Source organism: Streptomonospora arabica (assembly GCF_039531585.1).
Lineage (GTDB): Bacteria > Actinomycetota > Actinomycetes > Streptosporangiales > Streptosporangiaceae > Streptomonospora > Streptomonospora halophila.
In genome coordinates, this window is sequence record NZ_BAAAQI010000020.1 from 16,649 (window position 1) to 43,562 (window position 26,914).

21 protein-coding genes are annotated in these 26,914 nt (G+C 74.6%); 7 read left to right on the top strand and 14 right to left on the bottom strand.

All coding sequences use genetic code 11. The annotated features are described in order from the left end of the window. Window positions 1-286 precede the first annotated feature (286 nt). From fdh to nrfD, 3 genes are all read left to right on the top strand, one after another. Entirely contained in the window at window positions 287-3,538 is a 3,252-nt protein-coding gene (gene fdh, locus ABD284_RS22595) for a formate dehydrogenase (protein WP_344147250.1), read from the top strand. An 87-nt stretch (window positions 3,539-3,625) separates the two neighbouring features. Further along, window positions 3,626-4,486 (top strand): 4Fe-4S dicluster domain-containing protein, encoded by an 861-nt coding sequence (locus tag ABD284_RS22600; RefSeq protein WP_344147446.1) that lies wholly within the window; start codon window positions 3,626-3,628, stop codon window positions 4,484-4,486. Beyond that, the gene (gene nrfD / locus ABD284_RS22605) at window positions 4,483-5,559 is read left to right on the top strand and encodes an NrfD/PsrC family molybdoenzyme membrane anchor subunit (protein ID WP_344147252.1); all 1,077 of its coding nucleotides are present in this window, start codon (window positions 4,483-4,485) and stop codon (window positions 5,557-5,559) included. The genes ABD284_RS22600 and nrfD overlap by 4 nt, the downstream gene beginning before the upstream one ends. Before the next feature lie 295 nt (window positions 5,560-5,854). Here the strand turns inward: nrfD and ABD284_RS22610 are convergent, their stop codons facing one another. The 9 genes from ABD284_RS22610 to ABD284_RS22650 form a co-directional block, all read right to left on the bottom strand. Continuing rightward, window positions 5,855-7,285, bottom strand: coding sequence for an NADH-quinone oxidoreductase subunit N (locus ABD284_RS22610; RefSeq protein WP_344147255.1), 1,431 nt, complete (start codon window positions 7,283-7,285; stop codon window positions 5,855-5,857). Between the two features lie 13 nt (window positions 7,286-7,298). Beyond that, window positions 7,299-8,828, bottom strand: coding sequence for a complex I subunit 4 family protein (locus ABD284_RS22615; protein ID WP_344147258.1), 1,530 nt, complete (start codon window positions 8,826-8,828; stop codon window positions 7,299-7,301). Between the two features lie 135 nt (window positions 8,829-8,963). Then, window positions 8,964-10,886 (bottom strand): proton-conducting transporter transmembrane domain-containing protein, encoded by a 1,923-nt coding sequence (locus tag ABD284_RS22620; protein ID WP_344147261.1) that lies wholly within the window; start codon window positions 10,884-10,886, stop codon window positions 8,964-8,966. A 4-nt stretch (window positions 10,887-10,890) separates the two neighbouring features. Then, complete coding sequence (nuoK, locus tag ABD284_RS22625) at window positions 10,891-11,196, bottom strand: NADH-quinone oxidoreductase subunit NuoK (RefSeq protein ID WP_344147264.1); 306 nt, start codon at window positions 11,194-11,196, stop codon at window positions 10,891-10,893. Next, window positions 11,193-11,765, bottom strand: coding sequence for an NADH-quinone oxidoreductase subunit J (locus ABD284_RS22630; protein WP_344147267.1), 573 nt, complete (start codon window positions 11,763-11,765; stop codon window positions 11,193-11,195). The genes nuoK and ABD284_RS22630 overlap by 4 nt, the downstream gene beginning before the upstream one ends. Window positions 11,766-11,771: 6 nt before the next feature. Further along, on the bottom strand, window positions 11,772-12,713 hold the full coding sequence (locus ABD284_RS22635) for an NADH-quinone oxidoreductase subunit H (protein WP_344147270.1): 942 nt from the start codon (window positions 12,711-12,713) through the stop codon (window positions 11,772-11,774). Continuing rightward, complete coding sequence (locus ABD284_RS22640; protein ID WP_344147273.1) at window positions 12,706-14,253, bottom strand: hypothetical protein; 1,548 nt, start codon at window positions 14,251-14,253, stop codon at window positions 12,706-12,708. The genes ABD284_RS22635 and ABD284_RS22640 overlap by 8 nt, the downstream gene beginning before the upstream one ends. After that, entirely contained in the window at window positions 14,244-14,594 is a 351-nt protein-coding gene (locus ABD284_RS22645) for an NADH-quinone oxidoreductase subunit A (RefSeq protein ID WP_344147275.1), read from the bottom strand. Before ABD284_RS22645 ends, ABD284_RS22640 begins: the two co-directional genes overlap by 10 nt. A 424-nt stretch (window positions 14,595-15,018) precedes the next feature. Beyond that, the gene (locus tag ABD284_RS22650; RefSeq protein WP_344147278.1) at window positions 15,019-15,474 is read right to left on the bottom strand and encodes a hypothetical protein; all 456 of its coding nucleotides are present in this window, start codon (window positions 15,472-15,474) and stop codon (window positions 15,019-15,021) included. 177 nt (window positions 15,475-15,651) lie between these two features. Here ABD284_RS22650 and ABD284_RS22655 point away from each other — a divergent pair, with 177 nt between their 5' ends. Then, on the top strand, window positions 15,652-16,596 hold the full coding sequence (locus ABD284_RS22655; RefSeq protein WP_344147281.1) for a polysaccharide pyruvyl transferase family protein: 945 nt from the start codon (window positions 15,652-15,654) through the stop codon (window positions 16,594-16,596). Between the two features lie 199 nt (window positions 16,597-16,795). Beyond that, on the top strand, window positions 16,796-17,821 hold the full coding sequence (locus ABD284_RS22660; protein WP_344147284.1) for an SDR family oxidoreductase: 1,026 nt from the start codon (window positions 16,796-16,798) through the stop codon (window positions 17,819-17,821). A 66-nt stretch (window positions 17,822-17,887) separates the two neighbouring features. Here ABD284_RS22660 and ABD284_RS22665 read toward each other — a convergent pair whose 3' ends face one another. Next, window positions 17,888-19,351: a glycosyltransferase family protein gene (locus tag ABD284_RS22665; protein ID WP_344147287.1), complete on the bottom strand. Its 1,464-nt coding sequence runs from the start codon at window positions 19,349-19,351 to the stop codon at window positions 17,888-17,890. After that, window positions 19,332-20,423 (bottom strand): hypothetical protein, encoded by a 1,092-nt coding sequence (locus tag ABD284_RS22670; protein WP_344147290.1) that lies wholly within the window; start codon window positions 20,421-20,423, stop codon window positions 19,332-19,334. Before ABD284_RS22670 ends, ABD284_RS22665 begins: the two co-directional genes overlap by 20 nt. A 282-nt stretch (window positions 20,424-20,705) precedes the next feature. Between ABD284_RS22670 and ABD284_RS22675 the strand changes: the two genes are divergently transcribed. Together ABD284_RS22675 and ABD284_RS22680 are read left to right on the top strand one after the other, a co-directional pair. After that, window positions 20,706-21,548, top strand: a complete 843-nt coding sequence (locus ABD284_RS22675; RefSeq protein WP_344147293.1) for a hypothetical protein — start codon at window positions 20,706-20,708, stop codon at window positions 21,546-21,548. Then, entirely contained in the window at window positions 21,541-22,665 is a 1,125-nt protein-coding gene (locus tag ABD284_RS22680; RefSeq protein ID WP_344147296.1) for a nucleotidyl transferase AbiEii/AbiGii toxin family protein, read from the top strand. Before ABD284_RS22675 ends, ABD284_RS22680 begins: the two co-directional genes overlap by 8 nt. A gap of 82 nt (window positions 22,666-22,747) precedes the next feature. Here ABD284_RS22680 and ABD284_RS22685 read toward each other — a convergent pair whose 3' ends face one another. The 3 genes from ABD284_RS22685 to ABD284_RS22695 form a co-directional block, all read right to left on the bottom strand. After that, window positions 22,748-23,179, bottom strand: a complete 432-nt coding sequence (locus ABD284_RS22685) for a DUF4913 domain-containing protein (protein WP_344147299.1) — start codon at window positions 23,177-23,179, stop codon at window positions 22,748-22,750. 190 nt (window positions 23,180-23,369) lie between these two features. Continuing rightward, window positions 23,370-25,013 carry a hypothetical protein gene (locus ABD284_RS22690; protein WP_344147302.1) on the bottom strand — a complete coding sequence of 548 codons (1,644 nt, stop codon included), beginning with the start codon at window positions 25,011-25,013 and terminating at the stop codon, window positions 23,370-23,372. A 77-nt stretch (window positions 25,014-25,090) separates the two neighbouring features. Further along, window positions 25,091-26,914, bottom strand: coding sequence for a type IV secretory system conjugative DNA transfer family protein (locus ABD284_RS22695; protein ID WP_344147305.1), 1,824 nt, complete (start codon window positions 26,912-26,914; stop codon window positions 25,091-25,093).

A 26,914-nucleotide genomic window follows, 5' to 3' on the forward strand; every position in this document is an offset into this window, starting at 1 on the left:
GGGCATGCTGGTGTTCAGCGGCCTGATGGGCGGCTGGGTCCTGTTGAGCCCGCTGAAGGCGTCCGAGGGCTCCGGCGAGGAGTCCGAGGGCCAGAGCTGAGCCCGCGCACCACCGCGGCCGCGCGGCGCCGGCACCGACCGCCCGGCCCCGACCCTTGCCCGCTCAGGCGCCCGCGCAGGGTGTTTGGCGTCACACCCGCCGGGTAGCGGCCGTGCGCCCCACGAGCACAGCGGTGGCATCCGCGTGCCCGTCGGCCCGACCAGTGCACCAGGCGGAGGAGAGGCGATGGGCGTTCGCACGCTGATCGAGTCATGGCCGGTCTACCGGCAGCTCACCGGAGCCGACCCGTCCGGCCGCGGCGCCGCGGCCAAGTCGGCGGCCACCGGCGCGCTGCGAGCGCGCACGGCCGAGGCCGACCGGGTGGTGAAGTCGGTCTGCCCCTACTGCGCGGTGGGCTGCGCGCAGAACGTCTATGTCCGCGACGAGCAGGTCGTCCAGATCGAGGGCGACCCCGACTCGCCGATCAGCAGGGGCCGGCTCTGCCCCAAGGGCTCGGCGAGCCTGCAGCTCACCACCGGGTCCTCGCGCCGCCACACCGTGCTGTACCGGCCGCCGCACGGCGCCGACTGGCAGGAGATCGGCCTGTGGGACGCCATGCACATGGTCGCCGACCGGGTGATCGAGGCGCGGCGCGAGGGCTGGCAGGACGAGCAGGACGGCGTCACGACCGCGCGCACCCTGGGGCTCGCCAGCCTCGGCGGCGCCACGCTGGACAACGAGGAGAACTACCTCATCAAGAAGCTGCTGACAGCGCTGGGCGTGGTGCAGATCGAGAACCAGGCGCGCGTCTGCCACAGCTCGACCGTCGCGGGGCTGGGGACCTCGTTCGGGCGCGGCGGTGCCACCACGTTCATGCAGGACCTGCAGAACTCCGACTGCATCGTCATCGAGGGCTCCAACTACGCCGAGGCGCACCCGGTCGGGTTCCAGTGGGTGATGGAGGCCAAGGCCCGCGGCGCCGCGGTGATCCACGTCGACCCGCACTACAGCCGCACCAGCGCCCTGGCCGACATGCACGTGCCTATCCGCGCCGGCACCGACATCGCCTTCCTCGGCGGGATCATCAACCGGGTCATCAACGAGGAGCACTACTTCCGCGACTACCTGCTGGCCTTCACCAACGCCGCCACGATCGTCAACGGGGGCTTCCGCGACACCGAGGACCTGGACGGGCTGTTCTCCGGCTTCGACGAGGACAAGCGCCGGTACAACGTGCACACCTGGCACTACGAGGGCGCCGACATCGCGCCCGCATCGGGCAAGCGCGACCAGGAGTACGAGTTCCGCGTCCAGCAGCCGCAGGAGTCCGGCAGCGCCGGCCGGCCCGAGCAGCAGGGCGCAGGCGGCGCCGCGGTGGGCGGCACGCCCGAGACCGACCCGACCCTGCAGCATCCGCGGTGCGTCTTCCAGATCCTCAAGCGCCACTACTCCCGCTACACGCCCGAGGCGGTCGAGAAGATCTGCGGCATCCCCCGCGACGTCTTCGAACGGGTGGGCGACCTGCTGATCGAGAACTCCGGCCGCGACCGCACCTCCGCCTTCTGCTACGCGGTGGGCTGGACCCAGCACACGGTGGGCGCCCAGTACATCCGCGCGGCCTCGGTGCTGCAGCTGCTGCTGGGCAACATCGGCCGGCCGGGCGGGGGCATCCAGGCGCTGCGCGGCCACGCCAGCATCCAGGGCTCCAGCGACGTGCCCACCCTGTTCAACCTGCTCCCCGGCTACATCCCGATGCCGCACGCGCACGAGGACCAGACGCTGGAGGACTTCTGCGTCGCCGACGCCGCGGTCAACGGCTTCTGGGCGAACATGGACGCCTACATCGTCAGCCTGCTGAAGGCCTGGTGGGGCGAGCACGCCACATCCGAAAACGACTACGCCTTCTCCTACCTGCCGCGCATCGGCGACTCGCACAGCACCTACGACACGGTCATGGAGCAGATGCGGGGGGTGTGCAAGGGCTACTTCCTGATGGGCGAGAACCCGGCCGTGGGCTCGGCCAACGCCCGCGCGCAGCGGCTGGGCATGGCCAACCTGGACTGGCTGGTGGTACGCGACTTCTCACTGATCGAGAGCGCCACCTGGTGGCAGGACGGCCCGGAGATCGAGTCGGGCGAGATGCGCACCGAGGACATCGGCACCGAGGTGTTCTTCTTCCCCGCCGCCGCCCACACCGAGAAGTCGGGCACCTTCACCAACACCAACCGGACCCTGCAGTGGCACGACCGCGCGGTGCTGCCCCAGGGCGACGCCCGCAGCGACCTGTGGTTCATGTACCACCTGGGCCGCATCATCCGGGAGAAGCTGGCGGACTCCAGCGACCCGCGCGACCGACCCATCCTGGAGCTGACCTGGGACTACCCGCTGGAGGAGGGCGCCGAGCCGGACGCGGCCGCGGTCCTGGCCGAGATCAACGGCTACGGCCCCGGCGGCGAGCACCTCTCCGACTACACGGAGCTGCGCGCCGACGGCTCGACCAGCTGCGGCTGCTGGATCTACTGCGGGGTCTACGCCGACGGCGTCAACCAGGCGGCCCGCCGCAAGCCGCACACCGAGCAGGACTGGATCGCCGCGGAGTGGGCCTGGTCCTGGCCCAGCAACCGGCGCGTGCTCTACAACCGGGCCTCGGCCGACGCCGACGGCGCGCCCTGGAGCGACCGCAAGGCGCTGGTGTGGTGGGACGGCGCGAACCGGCGGTGGACCGGCCACGACATCCCCGACTTCGAGGCCGGCAAGAGCCCCGACTACACGCCGCCCGAGGGCGCCGCCGGCGTGGAGGCCCTCAGCGGCACGGACGCCTTCATCATGCAGGGCGACGGCAAGGGCTGGCTGTACGCTCCGGCCGGGCTCACCGACGGGCCGATGCCCACCCACTACGAGCCCCAGGACTCGCCGTTCTCCAACCTGCTCTACGGGCAGAGCCGCAACCCGGCGCGGCTGGTCTACCCGCACCCGGAGAACCGCTACCACCCCGACCCGGGAACACCGGGGGCGGAGGTCTATCCCTACGTGGTGACCACCTACCGGCTCACCGAGCACTTCACCGCGGGCGGCATGAGCCGGTGGACGCCCTACCTGGCCGAGCTGCAGCCCGAGTTCTTCTGCGAGGTCTCGCCTGAGCTGGCCCGCGAGCGCGGCCTGACCCACGGCGGGTGGGCCACCGTCGTCTCGGCGCGCAACGCGATCGAGGCGCGGGTGCTGGTCACCGACCGGATGGTGCCGCTGCGGGTGCACGACCGCACCGTGCACCAGATCGGGATGCCCTACCACTGGGGCCCCAACGGCTACACCACCGGCGACGCGTTCAACGAGCTCTCGTCGATCGCGCTGGACGCCAACGTGCACATCCAGGAGGTCAAGGCGCTGACCGTCGACATCCGCCCGGGGCGGCGACCGCGCGGCGCCGACCGTCGCCGGCTGGTCCTGGACTACCAGCGCCGCGCGGGTGTCGACGACCGGACCGGAACGGAGGTATGAGGCATGGCCCTGGACGAGCAGTCCGGAGTGCGCACCGGCGCCGCCGAAAGCGCCGAGGACCCGGGACCCGAGGACGCCCGCCCCCGCATGGGCTTCTTCACCGACACCAGCGTGTGCATCGGGTGCAAGGCCTGCGAGGTCGCGTGCAAGGAGTGGAACCTGGTCCCCGAGGACGGCCTGGACTTCACCGGCATGTCCTTCGACAACAGCGGCGGCCTCAGCGCCGACACCTGGCGCCACGTGGCCTTCATCGAGCAGCGCAAGCCCATCGGCGTGCAGGAGACGGGGGTGGACAGGCCCGAGGGGGCTCCCGACCCGGTCGACCTGGGCATGCCCTCCTTCGAGCTGCCCGGCTCCTCCTCCGGCGAGGACGAGCGCGGCGAGTTCCGCTGGCTGATGTCCTCGGACGTGTGCAAGCACTGCACGCACGCCGCCTGCCTGGACGTGTGCCCCACCGGCTCGCTGTTCCGCACCGAGTACGGCACGGTGGTGGTGCAGGAGGACATCTGCAACGGGTGCGGCTACTGCGTGCCGGCCTGCCCCTACGGGGTCATCGACCAGCGCAAGGACGACGGCCGCGTGTTCAAGTGCACGCTGTGCTACGACCGGATGGGCGACGGGATGGAGCCGGCGTGCGCCAAGGCGTGCCCGACGGACTCCATCCAGTTCGGCGACCTGGACGAACTGCGCGAGCGCGCCGACGAGCGGCTGCGCGGACTGCACGAGGCGGGCATCGAGTCCGCGCAGCTCTACGGCCGCGACCCCGGCGACGGGGTCGGCGGCGACGGCGCGTTCTTCCTGCTGCTGGACGAGCCCGAGGTCTACGGGCTGCCGCCGGACCCGGTGGTGACCACCCGCGACCTGCCGTCGATGTGGCGCCACGCGGGCGTCGCGGCGGCGGCGCTGCTGGCCGGAATCACCGCGACGTTCCTGGGAGGGCGGCAATGAGCACATCGGACGTGACCAAGGAGGGCATCCGCGGGGCCCGGCCCGCGCGCGACGCGGTGACGGGGGCGGTCTCCACCCTCGACGGGCACCGGCGCGAGCGGCCGGCGGGCGACGGCCGCGGCGACGGCGCGGAGTTCCGGTCCTACTACGACCGGCCGGTGCTCAACCAGATCACCTGGCAGGCCCGCGACATCGCGGGCTACCTGTTCCTGGGCGGGCTGGCCGGCGGCTCGTCGGCGCTGGCGGCCGGCGCCGACCTCACCGGGCGGCCGGACCTCGCGCGGCCGCTGCGCTACACCGCGCTGGCGGCCGTGTCCGGATCGCTTGCGGCGCTCATCCACGACCTGGGCCGCCCCGAGCGCTTTTTGAACATGCTGCGGGTGGTGAAGTGGACCTCGCCGATGAGCGTGGGGTCGTGGATCCTCGCCGGCTACGGCCCGCTGGCGGCCGCGGCCGCGGCCTCGCAGGCCACCGGACTGCTGCCGGGTCCGGGCCGCCTGGCCGGGCTCGGCGCCGGCGTGGTCGGACCGGCCGTTGCGGCCTACACCGCCCCGCTGATCTGCAACACCGCGGTGCCCGCCTGGCATGACGGCTACCGGGAGATGCCGTTCGTGTTCGTCGGCTCGGGCGCGGCCGCAGCCGGGGGCGCGGGCATGATCGCGGCACCGCTGGGCCAGGCGGGCCCGGCGCGGCGCGCGGGCATCGCCGGGGCGGCGCTGGAGAACGCGGCGCTGGCGGTCATGGAGAAGCGCATGGGCATGGTCGCCGAGCCCTACAAACAGGGGCCCGGCGGGACGCTGATGCGCGCGGCCAAGGCGCTGACGGTCGCCGGCGCCGTCGGGGCGCTGTTCGGCGGCCGCAGCCGGGCGGTATCCGCGGTGGCGGGGGCCGCCCTGGTGGCGGGCTCGGCCTGCACCCGCTTCGGCGTCTTCAAGGCCGGGCAGGCCTCGGCCGCCGACCCCAAGTACACCGTCGTCCCGCAGCGGCAGCGCATCCGCGACCGCGAGCGGGCCGCCGAGCAGGGCGGCGCCGACGGCGGGGAGCAGGCCGCGCAGGGCCCGTCCGGGGCCTGACCGGCAAAGCCGCCGAACCGCCCCGCCCGCGCGTCAGGCGCGGGCGGGGCGGAGTCGCGCGGCGCGGCCCCGGGCCGCCCCCGCTTCCGGCGGGGTCCGCGGGGCCGGTGGGCCGCTACTCCGCCCGCAGGCACCGGATAAAGGCCGCGCCCGCCCCCACGGGCAGCGGCAAGCCGATCCGCACCGACAAGAGCCGCACACCCGCTACACCCCGCACCACAACCACCCCCACACGAATACCGCCGCGGACCCACCACCCAGAGGCCGCACGGCCCGCCACGGCCGCCGAGTGGGCTCAGCCCGCCAGGACGCCGCTGTCCAGCCAGTCCAGCACCGGACCCGCCGCCACGCCCAGCAGCAGCGACAGCGCCGCCGCTGCGACCGCCACCGCCGAGCCCCACCGTCCGGCCGGACCGGACGCCGCGGCGTCCGCGTCGCCCTCCTCCGGCGGCCGGAACAGCGGCAGGATCCAGCGCAGGTAGTAGAACAGGCTGGCCGCGGTCGTCGCGGCGGCCAGCACCACCAGCCACACCAACCCCGCGTCGAACGCGGCGGTGAACACGGTCAGCTTGCCGACGAACACCGCGGTTGGCGGGGTGCCGACCAAGCCGAGCAGGCACACCACCAGGCTGAGCGCGAGCCAGGGGCGGCGGCCGAACAGCCCCCGCCACTGCCCGAGGCGCTCGGCGCGCGGCAGCGCGCACACCGCCGCGAACGCGCCGACGTTGGCGAGGGTGTAGGCGGCCAGGTAGTACAGCAGCGCCGGCAGCGCCTCCTGCGCCCGCCCGTAGGCGGCGACCGCCATCAGCAGGAACCCCACCTGGCCGACGGTGGAGTAGGCGAGCAGCCGGCGGACGCCGTCCTGGGCGAAGGCGGCCAGGTTGCCCAGCACCATGGTCGCGGCCGACACCGCCGCCACCAGCAGCGACCAGTTCCCCGCCGCCTCCAGCGGCAGCGCGGCGCCCAGCCGGTAGACGGCCACCAGCGCGCCGATCTTGGGCACCGTGGTGATGAACGCGGCCACCGGCGCGGGTGCGCCCTCGGTGGCGTCGGGCACCCAGAAGTGGGCGGGCACGGCCCCCGCCTTGAACAGCAGCGCCGCCAGCACCGCGACCGCCCCGACGGCGGCGGCCGCGGGCGGCGCATCGGGCAGCCCGGCGGCCAGCAGCGGGTAGCCGGTCGCGCCGCCGGCGGCCAGCAGCACGGTCGTCCCGCCCAACAGCACCACGCTGAACAAGGCGCCCAGCAGGAAGAACTTCAGCCCGGCCTCGGTGCCGCGGGCGTCCTTGGCGAAGGCGACCATGGCGTAGAGCGGGACGCTCGCCAGCAGGTAGCCCATCACCAGGACCAGGAGCCCGTTCGCACCGGCCATCACCAGTGCGCCCGCCGCTGAGAGCAGCAGCAGGACGTAGGCCTCGCTCTCGCGGCGGTCGCCCGCGAGGCCGTCGGAGGCGGCCAGCACCACCAGGCCCGTTCCCGCCAGCACGGCGGCGCGGGCGGCGTGCAGCCCGATGTCGACCGCGTAGGAGCCCGACGCGGCCGTGTGCGCCGGATTCGCGGCGGCCAAGCCCGTGGCGACCAGGCCCGCGGCGACGGCGGCGAGCGCGAGCGCGCGCACCGCCCACTGGCGGCGGCGCGGCAGCCAGCTGCCCAGCAGCAGCCCGGCGACCGCGGCCAGGGCCAGGGCCGTCTCGGGAGCGAGCGCGATGAGCGTCGTCGTGGTCATGTCGTGGCTCCCCCTACCGCAGCACGAGGCCGGCCAGCGCCTCGGCCGCCGGCGCGAGGACGTCGAGCAGGGTGCGCGGCACCAGCCCGATCAGCACGGACAGCGCCAGCAGCGGCACGATCGCCGCGCTCTCCTCGGCGCGCAGGTCGCCGAACCCGGTGCCGCCCGGCAGCCGGAGGCCGCCCAGCAGGATCCGCTGCAGCGCCCGCAGCAGCAGCGCGGCGGTGATGAGGATGCCGAGCAGCGCCGGCGCCGTGGCCGCCGGTGCCAGGCCGAGCCCGCCGGTGAAGACCTGGAACTCGGCGATGAAGCCCGACAGGCCCGGCAGTCCCAGCGAGCCGAACGCGGCCACGGTCAGCAGGGCGGCGAAGCGGGGCGCCGGAGCGGCCAGCCCGCTGTAGGCGCCCATGTCGTAGGTCCCGCCGCGCTCGTGCAGCACCCCGGCGAGCAGGAACAGCGCGCCGGTCAGCAGCCCGTGGCTGACCAGCTGCACCGCCGCGCCGCTGACGGCGAGCTCGGCGCCCGCGGACGCGGTCCCCGCCGCGGCGGTGCCCGCCGCACCCAGGCCGAGCACCACATAGCCCATGTGGTTGACCGACGTGTAGGCGACCATGCGCTTGAAGTCGTTCTGGGCCAGGGCGACGAGGGCTCCGTAGAGGACCGAGACCGTGCCGAGCACCGCGATGGCGGGTGCCCACGCGCGCCAGGCCTCGGGCAGGATCGGCAGCGCGATGCGCGCGAAACCGTAGGCGCCCATCTTCAGCAGCACACCGGCGAGGATCGCCGAGCCGGCCGCGGGGGCGTCGGTGTGCGCGGGCGGCAGCCAGGTGTGGAAGGGCACGAGGGGGGTCTTCACCGCCAGGCCGACGCCGACGGCCAGCAGTACGGCGCCGCCGGCCGCGGCGCGGCCGTTCAGCGGGGTCTGGCGCGCCAGCTCCACCATGTCGAAGGTGTGCGGGTCGGCGGCCAGGTAGAGGGCGATGAACCCGACCAGCAGCGCCAGCGAGCCGACGAAGGTGTAGAGGAAGAAGCGCAGCGCCGAGCGCGCGGGATCGCCGTGGCCCCATCCGGCGATGACGAAGTACATCAGCGCGATGGACAGGTCGAAGAAGACGAAGAAGAGCAGCAGGTCGAGGGCCGCGAACAGCCCGGTGGAGACGGTCTGCAGCGCGAGGAACAGCGCCGCATAGGCGCGCGGCCGCGGATGCCGGGCGCGCAGCGAGGCGAGCGCGCAGGCCAGGAACAGGACGGCGGTCATCGCCACCAGCGGCAGGGAGAGGCCGTCGACGCCGATGTGGTAGCCGGAGCCGACGCTGGGAATCCACGCTAGGCGGGTCTCGTAGGCGATCGGGCCGGCGAAGCCGGCGGCGCCCGCACCGGCGGCGGGCGCGCCGAGGTAGCCGGCCCACACCACCGCCACCAGCGCCAGGTCCACGGCGGTCGCGGCGACCCACACCACCAGCACCGTCCGCCGCGGGAGCGCGGGCAGAGCCATGAGCACACCCGCGGTCAGCAAGGGGAGGAAGACGACGGCGGAAAGCACGGATCACCTCTGCGGTCTCGTCGCGTTCACGGACTGCGGCGCGCTCCAAAGCGGCGGAAGCCGAACGGCCGCCGCGCCCCGGTCGCCGGCATGCTCCGCGCGGTCGGCGGGTTCTGCTGTGTCCGGGGCCACGGGTCACACCACCGCGCTTGCCAGCGCGAAGACCAGCGCCGCCGCGGCGAGGACCGTGACGGCCTGGGCGTAGTACTGGTGGACCAGCCCCGTCTGCGGGCGGCGCGCCAGCGCGCCCAGTCGGCGGGCCCCGGCGGCGGCGGCCGCGACCACCGCGTCGACTGCCGGCTCCACGCGCCCGCCCACGACGCGGGCCAAGCGCGGGACGCCCGCAGCCGCGCCCGTGACCGCGCGGTCGAGCACCCGGTCGTCGAAGGCCGCCAGGCCGCGGGCGGCCGCCAGCACCGGCGCCGCGACGAGGATGCGCGCGGCGCGCTCCAGCCCGAGCCAATCGCCCGGGCCGGCCGCCCAGCGCCCCCGGGATGCCGCCGGGAGCCCCCAGCGGGCGACCGCCCACACCGCCGCGGACAGCGCAGCCACCGCGATCAGCGCCGAGGCCGCCATCGAGCCGGGACCGGGCACGGGCGCGCCGGGACGGCCCAGCAGGACGCTCCACCAGTGCTCGACGCTCGGAAGCGCCAACACGCCCAGCGCGGCCGCCGCGGCGGCGAGCGCCGCCAGGGGCAGCAGCTCGGCCAGCCGGTGCCCCGCTCCAGCTCCGCCCCGCGCGGCCGCGCCCGCACCCGTGCCGGTGCCACCGGCCTCCGCACCGGAGCGGGGGCGGGCCCACACCGCCGCCAGCGCCACGCCCGCGTAGGCCGCCGCCAGCGCCGACGCCGCGAGTCCGGCGGCGTGCAGGCCCGGCGGGTGCGCGGCCGCCAGCACCAGGTCCTTGGCCGCCCACACCGACAGCGGCGGCGTACCGCCCAGGGCGAGCGCGCCCGCCGTGAAGCACACCCCGACCACGGGATGCCTGCGGGCGGCCCCGCGCAGACCCTCCAGATCCTTGGTGCCGAGCCGGACCAGCCAGGCGCCGGCGGCCAGGAACAGCAGGCTCTTGACGGCGGCGTGCGCGGCGAACTGCGCCGCTCCCCCGGTTACCCCGCCGACACCGGCGGCGAGCACGACGAAGCCGAGCTGGGCGCTGGTCGATGCGGCCAGCAGCTGCTTGAGATCGCGCTGGAAGCAGGCGACGGCGCCCATCGCCAGCGCGGTCAGCACGCCGATCCAGGCGGCAGCGGCGGCCGGCCACCCCGCCGCGGCCAGTGCCGGCTCGACCCGCAGCAGCAGGTAGCCGCCCGCGGCCACCATCGTCGCCGAGTGCAGCAGCGCCGAGACCGGACCGGGTCCGTCCATGGCGCGCGAGAGCCAGAAGCTGAACGGCAGCTGTGCGGACTTGCCCAGGGCGGCGAGCAGCAGCCCGCCCGCGGCCACGTGGTCCCACGGCGCGCTCAGCCGGTCCAGCGCGGCCAGGTCCAGCCCGCCGGCGCCGGCGGCCAGCGCGGCCCCCGCGGCCGCGTACATGCCCAGGTCGGCGGTGCGGGTGGTGAGGAAGGAGACGGCCGCCGAGGAGCCGGTGCGCGGGTCGCGCCAGTGGAAGGCGATCAGCCCGTAGGATGTCGCGCCCATGACCTCCCAGGCCATCAGGAGGGTGAGCAGGTCGGTGGCCGTGACCGCGGCCAGCATGGCGGCGGCGAAGACCAGCAGCAGCCCGTAGTAGCGGGAGCGCCCGCCCTCGCCCTCGCGCTCGCCCGCGGAGAACAGGGCCACGGCCGAAAGGACGGCGACGAGGGTGCACACGCCGACCGCCGCCAGGCCGTCCACGGCCAGCCCGAAGCCGATGCCGGGCAGCCCCGGCGCCGTGACCGCCGGGCGGTGGACCACCGCGAGCACGGCCGGCACGGCCAGCGCGGCGGAGACCGCCACGGCCGCCGGAGCGGCGGCGCGCTCGGCGGCCCGCCCGCCCAGCAGCAGGACGGCCCCGGCCAGCGCGGGCAGCCCCACCAGTGCCCACAGCGCCGCATCCGCCGCAATCGCCGCGCTCATCGGCTCAGCCCCGCAGGTCGCCGGCGGAGTCGGTCACGTCCACGTCGCGCGCACGAAAGATCGCGATCGTCACCGCGAAGCCCATCGCCATCTCCACGGCCATGGCGACCATCGCCGCCAGCACCAGGACCTGGCCGTCGGGAAGCTGCGGCGAGGCGAAGAACCAGACGGCGGCAGCGGCGACCATCACCGCGTTGACCATCAGCTCCAGGCCCATCATGACCATGACGACGGACTGCTGGCTCAGCGCGCCGTACAGGCCCACCGCCAGCAGCGCGGCGGCCAGCAGCAGGAACGCCTCAAGCGTCACCGGCCCACACCCCCGCGGATCGGGTCGTCGGGGCCGCCGCGCAGGTCGTCGCCGTAGCGGTCGTAGCGGCCCCGGTTCGTGGCCAGCACCACCCCGGAGACCATGGTCGCGAACAGCACCAGGCCGGCCGCCATCATCACGAGCATGTGCTCGCCCATGATCGCGTGGCCGAGCTGCAGGGCGGGGTCGGCGGGCGGCGGGGGCGCCGGCTCGCGCGGCCAGGGCACCAGCAGGATTCCGGCGGCCAGGGCGCAGAAAACGCCCCCGGAGACGGCCAGGGCGCCCTTGGTGTTGTGCACCATCGTCATCGGCGCCAGCCCGGCCGGGTTCATCATGAACATGATCATGAAGACGGCCATGACCAGCATCTCCATGGTCATCATCAGCACAATCAGCACACCGAGGTACGCGAGTCCGAGCAGGAGCACCGGCACGGCGGTGAAGACGAACGACGCCAGCAGCGCGAAGGTGGCCCGCGCCATGGAGTCCACCCGGAAGACGGCGGCGCCCGCGGCCACCGCCGCCACCGCGCAGACGGCGAAGACGGTCCACTCTGCCACCTGTGCCATGCGCGATCACATCCATCCCGCGACGACGAAGACGGAGACCGCCAGCGCCTGCAGCAGCACCAGCGGAAGCAGCACCACCCAGCCCACCTCGGCGAACCGGTCCATGCGCACCGTCGGCAGCCGGCCGCCGACCCACACCAGCAGGGCGAGCACGGCGGCGGTCTTGAGCAGCGACCACGTCCACCCCGGCAGCAGCGGGCCGGCACCGCCGCCGAGGAACAGCGGCACCGCCATCGCCGCGGCGGCGGCCAGCATCAGATGGCGCCCGGCCAGGAGCACGAGCCGGTCCGGGCCGGCGGGCTCGGCCGCGGCGCCGCCGGCGGCGTCGGCGCCCGCGGGGTGGTCGAACGGCGGGCGCACGGACATCGCCAGGGCCGAGACCAGGTAGACGGCGAAGGCGACCGGCATCACGAGCACGAACCACGCATCCTGCTGCGCCGCGGCGATGTCGCTCACGCGCAGCGATCCGGCCCCCAGCGCGGCGGTGGTCAGCGCGAACATGTGCGGAAGCTCGTGCGAGAGCCCCTGGGCGAGGTACCGGTAGCCCCCGACCAGTCCCCAGACCGAGTTCGCGCCCCATCCGGCCAGCCACATCCCGCCCCACAGCAGGACCTCCATGGCGTTGAACCACACGACGCCGATGGACAGGTCGGCGACCGCCCGGCCGCCGAGCGGGACGACGAGCACCGCCATCACCGCCGCAACGGGCACCGTCGCGATCCCCGCGCGCCACAGCAGCGTGTCGGCGCCGGGAACCGTGCGCGGGCGGCGCAGCAGCAGCCCGGCCGCCTCGCGGGCGGGCGCGGCCGGAGCCGATGAGACCGGCCCTCCGGAGGCGCGCAGGGTCAGCGCGGCGGAGCCGGCGGCAGCGGCGTAGGCCAGGGCGGCGAGCAGCGCGGGGGCGGCGAGCAGACCCCACCAGTTCGTGATGCCGGCCGTGTCAGCCATGGTGGGCCCCACCCCCGTAGGCGGAGAGCGCCTCCAGATCGGGGTCGAACGACGCGACCACGAGCCGCGCCGCCGCCAGGTCCCGGCCGACGAGCATGCCGGGCAGCACCGCCGCGGCGGCCAGCGCGCACTCGGCGCGCTCCCGGCCCAGCGGCGGGAACGGGGGCGCGGAGGGCGGGCCGCCCGAGGGCGGACCGCCGGGCTCCCGCTGGATCGGCGGCGCGAGGAAGGTGTCGGAGGTGTCGGGCATGACCACGGCGGCGATGTCGTCGATCCAGTGTCCGATGCGGTGGGCGACGTCGCCGCGCAGGCGGGGCGGGAGCAAGGAGCCGCTGCTGAGGAAGCCGGAGGCAGGCCGGCGGACGCCGCCCTCCCCGCCGGCGGCACGGCGTCCGGAGGGGTCGTCCGGCAGGCGGTCCGGAGCGCGGCCGAGGCCGCGTATCGACCACCGGAGCGTCCGCGAGGCCCGCACCCGGCGCAGCCAGCGGGTGAACCGCAGCCGCCCCGTCACCCCCTCCTCGGGGTCGAGCAGGTGATCGCGCAGGAGCCGCCCGGTCGCCGCTGCCGGGGCCCAGCCGGCGACGGCGAGGAACCGCTGGAGGGAGTCGGCGGCGGCCGCGGCGCGGAACCGGGCGGCCGCCGGGTCGAGGACCTCGCGCGCTTCGTAGTCCCAGAAGACCGCCGCGCCTCCGGGAGCGGGCGCGTAGGTGTGCAGGCGGGCCTCCTGCACCACGTCGCCCTGCACTGTCAGCTCCGCCACCAGCCCGGCGGGCCAGTCGGCCTGCGCGGGGCCGAATTCGATGTGCAGCCGGTCCAGCTTCAGCCCGTCGCGGTCGTCCCCGCGATCGGCCATCTGCATTCCGCCGGGAAGCTCCATGGCGCCGTGCCCGTGGTGGCCGTGGGAGTGGCTGCCGTGGTCGCCGTGTCCGCTCTGGTCGTTCTGGTCGTCCTGGTCGCCTTGGTCCGCAGGGCCGCCGTAATCGGCACGGCCGAAACGGTCCGCGCTGTCGCCGCGATCGCCGCCTTCGGGAGCGCCCGCCTCCTCGTGTCCGGGCTCAGCCTCCCGGTCCGCGGACCCGCCGCCGTCTCCGCCGCCCTGGTCGCCCTGCTCGCTGTGTCCGCTTTCGGCCGCCTGGTCCGGCCCTTCGGCGCGGTCCGCGCCGGACCGGTGCTGCGCGGCGCGGCGCTGGGCGGGGAGGTCGAGCAGCGCGGCGCGGGCCTCGTCGAGCCGGGCCGCGGCCTCCTCCGCCGTCCGCACCCGGACGCGGGCCCGCGGCTCGCCCATCTGGTCCCAGACCCGGTCGGCGGCCGCGTCGGCAGCCGAACCCGCGGGACCGCACTCCACCAGCGTGTCGGCCTCGCTCGGGGCCAGCGCGCTGCGCAGGCCGCGTTCCCGCACGACCCGCTCCACGGCCAGGCGGCATCCGGTACCGCCGACCGCGGTCACCAGCAGCGGCCGCTGCGCCGAGAAGCGCGCAAGCCACCGCGCGAACCCGCTCGCGCCCGTGCTTGCGCCGGCCTCCCCCGCCGTCAGGTCCACCGGAAGGCCCCCTCCCGCCAGGCGTAGACGACGGCGGCCAGCAGCACCGCCAGAAAGCCGAACATCTCCGCGACCGCGTGCACGCCCTTCTCCGCCACGACGAGCACCCACGGGTACATGAAGACCATCTCCATGTCGAAGGCGAGGAACAGCAGCGTCACCGCGTACCACCGGACGTGGAACCGCGACACGGCGTGCTCGGTGACGGCGCCGCCTCCCATGTACGGTTCGCGCTCCAGCGGTCCGCCGCCGCCGCGGACCAGCGCGGCGGCGCCGTACACGCCGAGGACCCCGGCGAGGGAGACCCCGAGCAGCGCAAGCGCGGGCCAGAAGGAGCCCACCCGGTTCGCACCTCCCGTCCGTCTCGGCGTGCGCGCCGGCCGCACCGGCGCGAGGGGGACCGCGACGCACACGCGGCTCCGGCGGCGCCGTGCTCCGGCGCCACAGGCGCTCCTATCCGCACAGGGCGCCGGTTATCCCACCGATCGTGCCCCGGTCCGCACGCGATCCCCCGATGACACGCCGGTCCGCACGGGTGCCATGCCGCCGCGGCCGACGCAGCGGTCCGCGATTGATCCTGTGAGCAGCAGGGATCCCGCATCGCCGGGAGGGCGGGTCGGCGGAGTCATCGGCGCCGCCGTTCGCCGGTTCACCGGGGCAGCGGGGCAACCGGAGACACCGGTTCGGCGCGACTGCGCGCGGCGCAGGCGGGGCGGTCCGCGGCGCAGCCGCGCGCTGCCCCGGCGACGGCTCACCCGTACCCGTTCACTCCAGGTTGCGGTACTCCTCGATCCGGCGGGCGACGGCCATCTCCACCGCCGCCGTGAGCAGGTACACGAGCGACGCGACGAAGCCCCCCGCGGTCCACGACAGGGTGCTCGGCAGCACCAGGGCGACGAGTGCGGCGGCGCCGACGGCGACGGCGATGGAGGCGAAGTTCAGCGAACTGCCGAGGGCGATGACCTTCGTCGCCTCGTCCTCGTTCATCGGCTTGGTGAAGACCCGGGTTGCCAGGACCTCGACCGCCGCGAAGCTCAGGACGGCGCCCAGCAGGAACAGGAAGACCTGGCCGACCTGCGGGCTGCGGTTGACGGCGGTCAGCACCGCCAGCGTCCCGGTGATCATCACGGAGTACCCGTAGGCACCCGAGTTGTTGCGCAGCGCGAGCCGCAGCTCGCGCAGGTACAGGCCTCGGTCGCCGGCCTCGCCCTGTCGGGTCACCGCGTTGTTCCTCCTCCGGTGTCACGTCGGCACGTCCGCCCCTGCGCCTGTTCGGCAAGCGTAGAAGAGGCGGTCCACCCGCGGGCGCGCCCCGGCAGCGCCGGTGTGGTGGTCCGCGGCGTGTGCCCGCCCGCTTTCACCCGCCTACCCAGCGGCCGTCAGGGTAGCGGGGCGGCCATGCGAACACTGGTTACAGGCTGGTTCGGCTTCCTGCACGGCGAGGCGACCGCGGGCGACGTGGGGGCGGCGGCCGCCGTGAGCGCGGCGCTGGCCGGGGCGGGCGTCCCGCACGACATCGGCCGCAGCCCCCACACCCTCATCGACGGCCCGGTCCTGGACGACGTCCACCCCGGCGACTACGACCACCTGGTCTTCGTCTGCGGACCGGCGCACGGGCGACAGGTGCGTGACCTGCACCGGCGCTTCGCCCACTGCCGCCGCACCGCGGTCGGCGTGTCCGTGGTCGACCCGGCCGACCCGGCGGTGCGCGGCTTCCACACCGTGATCCCGCGCGACGGCGCCGCCGACCCGCCGCGTCCCGACCTGGCGGCGGTCGCGCCGGCACAGCCGGAGGTGCCCGTGGTGGGGGTCACGCGGGCGCCGGACCAGCCCGAGTACGGCGACCGGGGGGAGCACGCCGAGGCGCACGCCGAGCTGGACCGCTGGCTGGCGGCCAAGGACTGCGCCCGCGTCCCGCTGGACACCCGGCTGGACGCCGCCGACTCCGCGCACTGCGCAACCTACGGGCAGTTCGACGCCCTCGTGCGCCGCGTGGACCTGGTGGTCACCACCCGGCTGCACGGCCTGGTGCTGGCGCTGCGCAACGGGGTCCCGGCCATCGCCGTCGACCCGGTCTCCGGCGGGGCCAAGGTCAGCGCGCAGGCGCGCGCACTGGGCTGGCCGGCGGTCGCGGTGCGCGGCGGTCCCGGGATCGGCGCGGACGACGGGACCGGCTTCCGCGACCGGTTGGACGAGCTGTGGGTGTGGTGCCGGTCCCCGGCCGCCCGCACCCGCACCGGGTGGACCGCGGCCGCCGCACGCGGGCGCTCTCCGCTCATCGACGACCTGCTCGCGGCGCTGACGGGCACCGACGCGGCGCCGGGACCGCTGCAGGGCGTGTGACCGGGTGCGCGGCCCGGGAGCATGGTCGACGGGCGCCGGGGTAGCGGACGCGGCGGCGGTCCCGGCGGCCGCAGCGGGCCGCGGCGGAGCGGGACCGAAGCACGCGGGACACAACGGGCCGTACGGGGCGGCGGATCGAACGCCCGGACCGGACGGACCGGACGGACCGGAGGACGACGGAAGCGGAGGGTATCCGGCGATGGCTGAACGAGCCAGGGTCGTGGTGATCACGGGCGCCAGCGGCGGGGTCGGCCGCGCCACCGCGCGGGAGTTCGCCGCCCGCGGGGACCGGGTCGCGCTGCTGGCCCGCGGCGAGAAGGGACTCGCCGGAGCGGCCGAGGACGTCCGCCAGGCGGGCGGTACCCCGCTGGAGATCTCGGTCGACGTGGCCGACGCCGACGCGGTGGACCGTGCGGCCGAGCGCGCCGAGGAGGAGCTCGGTCCGATCGACGTCTGGGTCAACGACGCCTTCACCGGCGTGTTCGCGCCGGTGAGCCGGATCGCTCCGGAGGAGTTCCGGCGGGTGACCGAGGTGACCTACCTGGGCTGCGTTTACGGCACCAAGGCCGCGCTGTCGCGCATGCTGCCGCGCGACCGCGGCACGATCGTGCAGGTGGGCTCGGCCCTGGCCTACCGCGGGATTCCGCTGCAGTCGGCCTACTGCGCCGCCAAGCACGCGATCCAGGGCTTCCACGAGTCACTGCGCTGCGAGCTGATGCACGACGGGTCCGGGGTCGGCACCACGATGGTGCACCTGCCCGCTGTCAACACGCCGCAGTTCGAATGGGTGCTGTCGCGGCTGCCGAAGCACGCCCAGCCGGTGCCGCCGATCTACCAGCCCGAGGTGGCCGCCCGCGCGATCGTCCGCGCGGCCGACCGCCCGCGGCCGCGCGAGTACTGGGTGGGCGGCTCGGCCGTCCAGACGATCCTGGGAAACCGGCTGGTGCCGGGACTGCTCGACCGGATACTCGCCCGCTCCGGCTACTCCTCCCAGCAGACCGACAAACCGCACCTGCCCGACCAGACGGCCAACCTCTGGCATCCGGCCGACCGGTCGGGCGGCCGCGACTTCGGCGCCCACGGCTCCTTCGACGAGAGCGGCCGCGCGTTCAGCGTCCAGCAGTGGGCCTCCCGCCGCACCGGCCGCCTCACCGCCGCCGCGATCGCCGCCACCGCCGCAGCCGGCACCCTCGCCTGGCGCGCCCTGCACAGACGGCACGGGTAGCACCGCGCACCGCGGTCCGCGGCCCCCGCCGCGGACCGCACCACTACGGCGATCGGCCCGTCCGCGTCACAGCTTGCGCCTGGCCGCCTGGCCAGGCGCCGGTGCGCGGCCCGATGCGGCGGAATCCGCCGCGCCCGTGCCGGGCGCCGGCGGGCGAGGGCCGGCCGGGTAGTCGGCGGCCAGCGCTCCGGGCCCCATCGCCCGGCTCGCCCGCATCTCGCGTGCCGTGGGCAGGCGCCGCCCGTCCTCGCCCAGAAGCACCCCGCCGGGGCCCTGAATCGTGTGCCCCCGGGAGCCCAGCTCGAAGCGCCGCATCGACTCGAGCTGCGCTGACGCTGTGTGCTGCCAGGAATAGTCGCTCATCACCTCGCGCATCCTGGCGGCCAGTTCGGCGTGACGGCCGTGGTCGGCCGCGACCCGGGCGATGGCCGCGCTCCACGCGCCGGCGCGGTCTGCACCGGTCAGCCCGAGATCGGCGACGATGAAGGCGGAACCGATGTCCGCGGGGACCCGGTGCGGGTCCGACATGAACATCGCGATCCCGCTTTCCGCGTTGACGAGCGTGGGGAGTCCGCGCCACAGGCCGTCGGCCTGGGTGACTCCGTACCCCTCCGCTTTCGACGGCCCCACTTTCATGTCCGCCCACGCGTCGTCGGCGTCGAGCTCGGCCTGGCGGGTCGTATAGGGCAGGTGCTCCGTCATGCCCTCGGCGCCGATCGCCGCGGCTGCGCTCGGGGATTCGGCGGCGATGGCGTCTTCGGGGAATCCGCGTACCCGGAGCCGGAAGTCGACGCCGCGCTCGTTGAGCTCGCGAAGCGCGGCCAGCAGGTCCTCGTATCCCTTGATGTCGTCCCTGCGCCCGGTGAAGAGGATGTGCAGCGGGCGGCCGCCGGGTGCGGCGGGCGTGAGTGCCTCACCACCCCGCGGATGCCCCGGAATCGCCTCGTGGAGGGCGGGCACGGGGTCGCTGCCGGCGGCCAGGTCCCGACCGACCGAGGTCAGCAGCGGTCCGATCCCCACGACGTGCTGCGCCTCCGCAACGACCTCGCGTTCGAATGCGACGAGGCGCGCGATGTCCTCCGGCGGTCGCCCCTGGATCTCGGCGTAGCGTTCGATGGGCATGTGCACGTAGTGGCCGAGGTTGGCCTCGGGGTACCAGCGCCGGCGCAGGTTCATGGCAGCCGGCCCCGAGTACCGGGAGTGCCCGTAGATCCAGTCGGGCCGCCAGGTATCCGGGTCGGGCATGCCCGGGACGTCGGCGGGTGTCCCGTTCTCGGCGATGTCGCGCAGGCGGACCGCCTCCCAGTCGCCGGTCGGCGGGATCCGCAGAATCCGCGCCTGGCCGTGGTCCTCGGTGTCTCCGACGGTCAGCAGGCTGACATTGACGCCGGGCTGCTCGGCCATGGCTCTGGTGATCTCGCCGCTGACGACCGGCACACCGCCCATGCCCTTGCTCCGTCCGCTCAGATCGGCGACGAACAGGACCTCCAGCGGGCGTTCGGTTCCGCGCTCAGGCGACGATGAAGGCACGGCGGAACCGTCCTTTCACGAAGTCGTGCACAGCGAGTCCGGTCAGGGGCACGGTCCCGCTCCGGGTACCGGGGGTGAGCCGGGCGGCGAGCTCGGCGAGCAGTTCCGCAGCGATGAGGGCGGCGGTCGGCGAGAGCAGGACGGACGTCCCCTCCGCGGCTGCGGTGCGCCACGCTGGGGCGTCCGCGGGGTCCAGCGGCCGAGCGGACGGTCCCGCGCGGTCGGCGCGCAGTCCCGCGGCGGCCTGGCCGAAGGACGTGGGGCGGGCGGCTCCGCCACTCCACCGGTATCCCTGCACCAGGTGCCGGGAGGGGTCGATCCCGGCTCGGCGCTCGCGCCATTGGGGAGCGGTGCCGCCTTCGGCGACGCGCGTGAGGTCCTCGGCGGCGGCGCAGGCGGCGGCCCGCACGGTGAAGTCGCCTGCCCGTTCGGCTTCGGCGCGGGTGGGCATCGAACGGGCGGCCGCCAGGGCAACGGCCCGCAGCCGGGCAAATCCCTCGCCCGTTACGGGCCTCTCCGGCTCCCGGTCTCCACCGTCGCCGGCCGGGGCGGGCGCGGCGGCCGGCGACGGCGCGGCGGCGCCTTCGGCTGCTGTACGCAGGGCCCCGCCGAGGGCGCGGATCTCGTCGGCCAGCTCGGCGGAGTCGCCGGTGATCACGCACGGAGGGCGGCCGGGAGCGAGCCGCTGGGCGAGCTCGTCGAGCAGGTCGCAGATCAGCGTCTGCCACACCGCCGCGATCGCTACGGCACCTTCCGCGGGGACGCCTGTGCCGGGCTCGGGCGGCACCGGGTCGGCGTCGAAGCGTGCCTCCCATGTCCCGACCGCCGCAGCCAGGGGCACCGCTCGGGCGTCCGGTGCGCGCCCCGACACGAGGTACCGGGCGGGGTCGGCCGGCACGTCGGCGACGGGCGCAGGCGGCGACGCCGAGAGCGCCGCCTCCAGATCGCGCCAGGCGTCGCGGCGAGCGGTCGGCCAGCGGTCGCCGCGCCAGGCGGGAGGCCCCTGCTCCCACATCATGCGGGCGGAAGCCGAGTAAAGCCGCTGATGGTGTTCGTCAAGTTCGGACGGCACGGTCGGACATCCTCTATTCCGAATACGCGAGAAGACCGCAGTGCGGTTACGTACCGGCTCATGCTAGCGGCGAAATTCCGCCGTACACGAGATCGGTCGCGACCGGTTCCGGACACGGATATTTCACACATCCTCAAATTGCTGGGGAACCGAATCCCGGAACATGAGAATTTTCCCACGTAATTCACAGCCGCACCGGTCACTCCGCGGAAAGCGAATCCGACGCCGGGCTTCGTGGATTCGGACCTTCCCCCGCCCGGGGCGGTTGAATACAATACAGAAATGGATTGGGAATCATCGTTCTACGACCTGTCGGTCACTGCGGCTCGGCAGCTGGGCCTCGTTACGCGGGCGCAGGCGGAGCGCGCCGGCGTGGGGGCGGCCGGACTCGACCGCTTCCAGGAGACCGGAATGCTCTGGGAGCTCGACTGGTCCGTCTACCAGCTGGCGAGCAGCCCGACCGATCCGACCTCGGCCTATGCCTACGCCGCCTGGCTGGCCGTCGAACCCGACAGGTTCGCCTGGGAGCGCCCGGTCGAGGCGCACAGGGGCGCCGTCCTCTCCCACGAGTCCGCGGCGCGGCTGTTCGGGCTGGGCCCGGTCTCGGTCGCGGGGGTCGACATCACCGCGCCCGAGTCCCTTCAAGCGCCGCGCGCGGTACGCATCCACCACACTCCCCTCGCCGCGCACGAGGCCACGATCCAGGGCGGCGTGCCCGTCACCGCGCCGCAGCGCACCCTCGTCGACCTTGTACGCAGCGGGACCAGCCACGACGAGGTCGCCGCCGTACTGGACGGCGCTCTCCGACGCGACCTGGTCGATCTCGCCGCGCTGCACACCGAGCTCGTTCCCCTCGCCAACCGCTGCGGTTTCCCGGCCGAGGGGCCCCTGTTCGCCGAGCACTTCCGGGCGGACCGCGTCGCCGCCCGGTCGGAGCTGTCTCCGCGCAACGTCCGCGCACTCGCGGAGCTGCGCGCTCCGGCCCGCGTCACCCGCGTGACCGCCTTGCTGCGGCGGCTCGGCGAGGGCGACGACGCCGCCGATCTCGCCGCGATCAGCGCCGACCCCGAACTGGTCCGGGCAATCGCGGCCGAGATCGTCGGGAGGAGCGGAGCCGATGCCTGACCTGCACTCCGCCGACGGCTTCTGGCGCGAGCTGAACGCCAGGGTCCGCGATCACGCGCACGGCCGCGGCACGTCGCCGCGCGACGAAATGCTGCAGTGGGTGCTGCAGCGCACGATGGTGCGGCTGTTCGGCGCCTACCCGGACGACTGGACCATCAAGGGCGGTCAGACCCTGCTGGCCCGCTGGCCCGAAGCACGCGCGACGAGCGACGTCGATGTGGTGACCACGCGGCCCACCCCGGTCGCGACCATGATCGAGCACTACAACTCCGCCCTCGACCAGGATTTCGGCGACCACCTGCGCTTCACCCCGGTGGAGGTCGACGACGGCATCATGGGCACCGGCACCGCCGCACGGATCACGCACTCCGCCCGCCTCGGCGACCGGCCGCTGATGGAGATCCAGACCGACATCGTCCCGCCCGACGACCGCCCGGAGTGGCGCGGCAAGGAGATGGTGCGCTTCCCCGAGCACATCCTCGCGTCGGGGGTCGCAGGCGAGAACCCGGACCTGCGGATGATCTCCCCTTACGACACGCTCGCGCACAAGGTCTCGGGGATGTTCATCAAGACGTGGCGCGGCGAGGCTCCGGTCCGGGTCCAAGACCTCGTGGACACCCTCTTCCTGTCCGAACGGCTGCCGCTGGACGGCCCCGAGGCACACGCGGTGCTTCGCGAGGAGTTCGCCTACCAGCGCACTCTCAACGACCGGTTGATCGTCTCCGACCGGTTCGAGGTGCCCAACCCCGCGTGGCACGAGGGGTTCGCCCGGTACGCGGCCTCGACGCCGGGCCTGGGCTACTCCGCTCTCGACGAGGCGGTACCGGCCGCACGCGCCTTCCTCGACCCCCTGCTGGCCGACGAGGCGCCGCAGGCTGACTGGGACCCGCAGCGCCGGGCGTGGATACCGCGGGGAGAGGCCGAACAGAAGGGGGCGAGGGCGATCGCGGTGCGCGGCGACTTCAGCACCTTGGACAACCCGGTCCCCGGCCTTCCGGGACCGAAGCCGGCCTCGGAGGCCGGTCCGCGCAGTCCCGGCCCCGGCCGCCGCCCGCACCAGGACAGCGCTGCCCGTCCCGATCCCGGCTACCCCCGCCGCCCCCGCTCCGGCCGGTGACGCCCCAGCCGGAGCCGGGCGGGGGCGGGGGCGTTGCGGCCGCACCGGCCCTCGCCCGGCGCGGCCGAGCGCAGGCCGGTGGTTACCACTCGTTCTCGAACCAGCCCTCCGGGGCCGGGTCGGCCGGGAGGGGGCGGGGGTCCTGGTGGCGGCGGGAGGTGCATTCGCGGAACGGGCCGGTGTCGGCGAGCAGGAACGCCATCTGGTAGTCGAGGTGGTCGCGGTACCACACCGCCATTCCCGTTCCCGGTTCCCAGCGCAGCACCTCCCAGGCGTGCCAAAGGGCGTGGAAGCGCGAAACGGCCTCGGGGTGGCGCCACCATTCCTTACACCAGCGGAACTGGCCGCCTTCGGCGCGGGTGTACATCGGCAGGAAGCGGTAAGTGACGAATTCCTCGACGTTTCGGAATACCGGGGTGTTCTGCTGGGCGCCGGACTGCGGATAGGCGTCGTATTCGCGTTCGCCGCTTCCGGGCTCCGGCGCCTGGGCGGTCGTTTCGGGGGTTGTGGTCATCGTCGCTGCCGTCCTTTCGCTGCTGCCTTGCTGCGTTGCCGCTTTACCGCGTTGCCGCCTTGCTGCTTTACCGCGTTGCCGCTTTACCTCGTGCCGCCCGCCGCTCTACCGCGTGCCGCCTGCCGCCCGCCCCGTATCCGGTTCGCCGCGCCACTCCTCCGCCCTGCTCCGCCGGTACTTGCGGCCGCGGTCACAGCGACGCCGAACCGCTGCGCGCCTCCCGGCTCTTCGCGGCGGCCCTGCGGCGGTTGAGGGCGTACCTGCCGCCCAGGGTCGCCAGGCCCGCCGGCGGGTCGAGGGTCTCCTTCCGTGCGAAGTCGGCCTCCGTGAAGTCGCCGTGACTCGGCTGCGCTCCCGCCTGCACCGTCGCCACCAGGCCCGACGCCGGCTGGGCGGCGCGGTCCGCGGTCGCGTCGGCCACCTGAACGGCTCCCTCGCGGACGCGCTCGCCCTGCTGCGACCGCACGGGCGGCTCCTCGTCGCCGCCGCTCCCGCCGTCCGGCTCGGCCAGGCGGGAGGCGGGGTCGAAGGGATGGCCGATGGCGGCGCGCGAGACCTCGGTGTAGGCCTGGACCGGCGGCCCGCCCTGCTCCAGCCGCCGCCGGTACTCCGCGCCCAGTTCGGGGTTGGCCGCCTCCAGGTGCCCCGCGAACCGGGCCAGGGCCGCGTCGGCCTCGTCGGCGAAGCGCATCGCGCGCCCGCCTCTGCGCAGGGCGTTGAAGCTCCACGACTCCACGAGGTCGCGCAATTGGCGGTCGTCCCGGTCCCGCAGTGCCTGCGGGTCCTCCAGCGCCCGCTCCCAGGCCTCGGGCAGCGTCAGCGGGCGGCCGCCGTCGTGCCCGCGTCCGGGGTCGTCGACGTGCACCATGGCCGCCTCGATCGCGCTGATGCGGTCCATCTCCCCCGACTGGAGGTCGCGCCGACCGGTGGCGAGTCCTTGGCCGATGAGGTTGCGCCGGTAGCTTTCGGCGACCAGCGGCTCCCAGCGGGCGACCACCCGCTCGACGGCGCGGCGCACGTCGGCCGACTCGGGCTCCAGGGACGCGACGGCGCTCAGCCACGCGCCGTTGAGCATGGCCAGCTCCTCGTCGCCGGGCGCGGTCCGGGAGTCCCAGGCGGCGAACCGGGCCCAGGAGCCCTGCGCGGGCTCGCCCGCGTCCACGCCCGACCTCTCGGCGATCTCCGGGTTGGCCGCCGCGTGGCGCCAGGCGTCGGCGAAGTCGCCGTCGAAGCCTAGGGTCTCGGTCCACTCCCGGCTCACCCGCTCGATCAGCTCGTCCTGGCGCTTGGGCACGGCCAGCGCCGCCGCCACGTCGGTGTGCTCGACCGAGGCGAGCACACCTTCGACCGCGCCGTCGCCGTCGGGCCCGGTGACGGCGCGCCGGACGTCCTCGGACACGTCGGGGTTGGCGGCGACGGCGGCCTTGACGCGCTGAGTCAGTTCGCGGTCGCCGGCGTGGTCGCGTGCGGCGCGCGCGATCGCGACGTCGCGGTTGTTGGCGGGCGTGCGGTTGGTCGGGTGCACGACCCGGTTGTTCTCCTCGGCGTTCTTGGCCGCCCGGTTTCGGCGGGCCCGCGCCAGCACGGCTCCGGCCACCATGACGCCCTTGCCGGTCGCCCGCACCGCCTTGCGGCTCGTACGAGAGTTGCCGCGCAGGAAGGCCATGAGCGCCTCCATGACGGCCTCGCCGATGGCCGAGGGGGTCTGCTGCAGCTGGTCGGCCAGCGGCGTGCCCACGCTGCCGCGCACGTCGGTGGTGTCGAAGCGCGGCGGCCGCGGGCCGGCGTCGCCGCGGGCGGGTGCCGGGGCCGCGGGCCGCTGTTCCTCACTCATGTCCTGCTCCACTCCTCTCGGCGGCCACCGTGCGGCGGCGCGCTCCGGCGGGGCCCGCGCGGCGCCCGCCCCTGGGTCTAGGCGTCATGGCTGTCGGCGACGGCGTACCTGCGCTGAGCGCCTTCGGTCACCGAGGACTCGGCGCGGGAGATCTCCGCGCCGATCGCGGCGGAGTCGGGACCGGTGTACCAGGGGCACATCTTCAGCAGCGTCGCCTGCGCCGCGGTGGCGAACATCAGGGCCTCGCCCTTGCCGATGCGGCGGATGTCGGCGCCCTCCATGACCTCCTGGCGCCGCAGCTGCACCGAGTGGTTGCCCTTACCGTCGCCGTAGCTGAACGAGGTCGTGGACACGTCGTGCTGCCCGATGAGCTTGGACAGCGCCTCGACGATCTTCTGGTCGTCCAGTCCCGCGCCGAAGAGCTTGACGGTGGCGGCCGACCACATGGCCTCCATGCCGTTCTCCGTCCAGACCCGCACCCCCTGGCGGTAGCTCTGCAGGATGGTGACCGGCACGATCCCGCGTGAGCCCAGGTGGGAGTAGAGGTCGGGCAGGTCGGCGATCTTGCAGATGTTGGCGGCCTCGTCCAGGACCGCCACCAGCGGCGGGTCCAGCCGTCCGCCCATCCCCTCCGAGGCCTCCTCGGCGGAGATGAACACGGCGTCGGTCATCGCCGCGATCAGCGGGGCGGAGGCGGCCCGGGACTTGCTGAGCAGGTGCAGGGTCTGCCGGGAGCGCACGAACTCCCGCGGGTCGAACTCGTCGGCTCCGGAGCCCGCCGGGGGCGGGGTGACCCACTCCATGATCTCGGGGTCGTCCAGGCAGCGGGCGGCGGTGCGTGCGGTGGTGAAGATGCCGTCGCGGGTCTCGCTGACGATGTTCTGCGTCTCGCGCAGCGCCTCGGCGTAGGCGGTGAAGCCGTGGTCGAACAGGACCTCGATGGGGCGCGGCTGCTTGGCGTCGTGCAGCCACTCCCCCACACGGCCCAGGGACTCGCCGGCCAGCGCCGCGGCCAGCATCAGCTGGGACAGCAGCGCCTTGGCGGCGGGCCCCCACATGTCCTTCTTGGAATCGTCGTCGTCGATGGTCAGCACGAAGTGGCTGGCCAGCCGGTAGGCGTCCTCGACGGTGCGCACGTGGCGCAGCGGGTTCCACCAGAACTCCTGCTTCTGGTGGGTGATGTGCTGGGGGTCGAACAGCCACACGCGCTCGCCGGTGCGCTGCTCGCGCAGTGCGGCGGTCGCCGACCACACGTCGCCCTTGTTGCTGGTCGCCAGGGCGGGGCCGGGGGCGTTGAGGACGTAGGGGATGGCCAGCGCGGTGGTCTTGCCGGCCCGGGGCGCCATGTAGGCCAGGACCGTGTCCTCCCAGGACGCGAACAGCTTCGGGCCGCTGCGCCCGCCAGGCAGCTTCACCTCGCCCAGAGCCAGCCCGACGTCGCGGTCGCCCAGCTCCTTGTGCGAACCGCTGAGCGTGGTCTTGCGCAGCCGCAGCGACTTCTGCGCGGCCGCGGGCCGCGACAGCTCCCCCACGTCGTCGTTGCCGACGTTGAGCGCCGCGACCGGGTCGCCCTCGCTGCCCAGCCGCGCCCGCAGCGCCAGCAGCACCGTCCGCCCGCCCCAGCCCAGCCCCGCGGCCAGGACGGCACAGAACGCGGCCACCACGAGGGTGGGCGTGCCCGGCCAGGCCTTGGCGGTGTCACCGGTTACCAGCCAGAGGATCCACCGGGCGCCGAACGGCGCGACCTCGCCCGAGGTCACCAGCGCGGCGAGCCACGCCGCCACCCAGACCAGCCCTACCAGGCCGACCACGCCCCACAGCGCCAGCACCGCCAGCAGCGGAGGGGTGCCCGCCGCCATGGCGCCGCCGCGCGGCTGGAACCTGTCGGACTGCCATGCCAT

What these genes read in the sequence shown, in the direction of transcription:
- fdh (WP_344147250.1), top strand. Translation starts at nt 287, where the DNA reads ATGGGCGTTCGCACGCTGATCGAGTCATGGCCGGTCTACCGGCAGCTC.
- ABD284_RS22600 (WP_344147446.1), top strand. Translation starts at nt 3,626, where the DNA reads ATGGGCTTCTTCACCGACACCAGCGTGTGCATCGGGTGCAAGGCCTGC.
- nrfD (WP_344147252.1), top strand. Translation starts at nt 4,483, where the DNA reads ATGAGCACATCGGACGTGACCAAGGAGGGCATCCGCGGGGCCCGGCCC.
- ABD284_RS22610 (WP_344147255.1), bottom strand. Translation starts at nt 7,285, where the DNA reads ATGACCACGACGACGCTCATCGCGCTCGCTCCCGAGACGGCCCTGGCC.
- ABD284_RS22620 (WP_344147261.1), bottom strand. Translation starts at nt 10,886, where the DNA reads ATGAGCGCGGCGATTGCGGCGGATGCGGCGCTGTGGGCACTGGTGGGG.
- ABD284_RS22630 (WP_344147267.1), bottom strand. Translation starts at nt 11,765, where the DNA reads ATGGCACAGGTGGCAGAGTGGACCGTCTTCGCCGTCTGCGCGGTGGCG.
- ABD284_RS22635 (WP_344147270.1), bottom strand. Translation starts at nt 12,713, where the DNA reads ATGGCTGACACGGCCGGCATCACGAACTGGTGGGGTCTGCTCGCCGCC.
- ABD284_RS22655 (WP_344147281.1), top strand. Translation starts at nt 15,652, where the DNA reads ATGCGAACACTGGTTACAGGCTGGTTCGGCTTCCTGCACGGCGAGGCG.
- ABD284_RS22660 (WP_344147284.1), top strand. Translation starts at nt 16,796, where the DNA reads ATGGCTGAACGAGCCAGGGTCGTGGTGATCACGGGCGCCAGCGGCGGG.
- ABD284_RS22675 (WP_344147293.1), top strand. Translation starts at nt 20,706, where the DNA reads ATGGATTGGGAATCATCGTTCTACGACCTGTCGGTCACTGCGGCTCGG.
- ABD284_RS22680 (WP_344147296.1), top strand. Translation starts at nt 21,541, where the DNA reads ATGCCTGACCTGCACTCCGCCGACGGCTTCTGGCGCGAGCTGAACGCC.
- ABD284_RS22685 (WP_344147299.1), bottom strand. Translation starts at nt 23,179, where the DNA reads ATGACCACAACCCCCGAAACGACCGCCCAGGCGCCGGAGCCCGGAAGC.
- ABD284_RS22690 (WP_344147302.1), bottom strand. Translation starts at nt 25,013, where the DNA reads ATGAGTGAGGAACAGCGGCCCGCGGCCCCGGCACCCGCCCGCGGCGAC.
- ABD284_RS22695 (WP_344147305.1), bottom strand. Translation starts at nt 26,914, where the DNA reads ATGGCATGGCAGTCCGACAGGTTCCAGCCGCGCGGCGGCGCCATGGCG.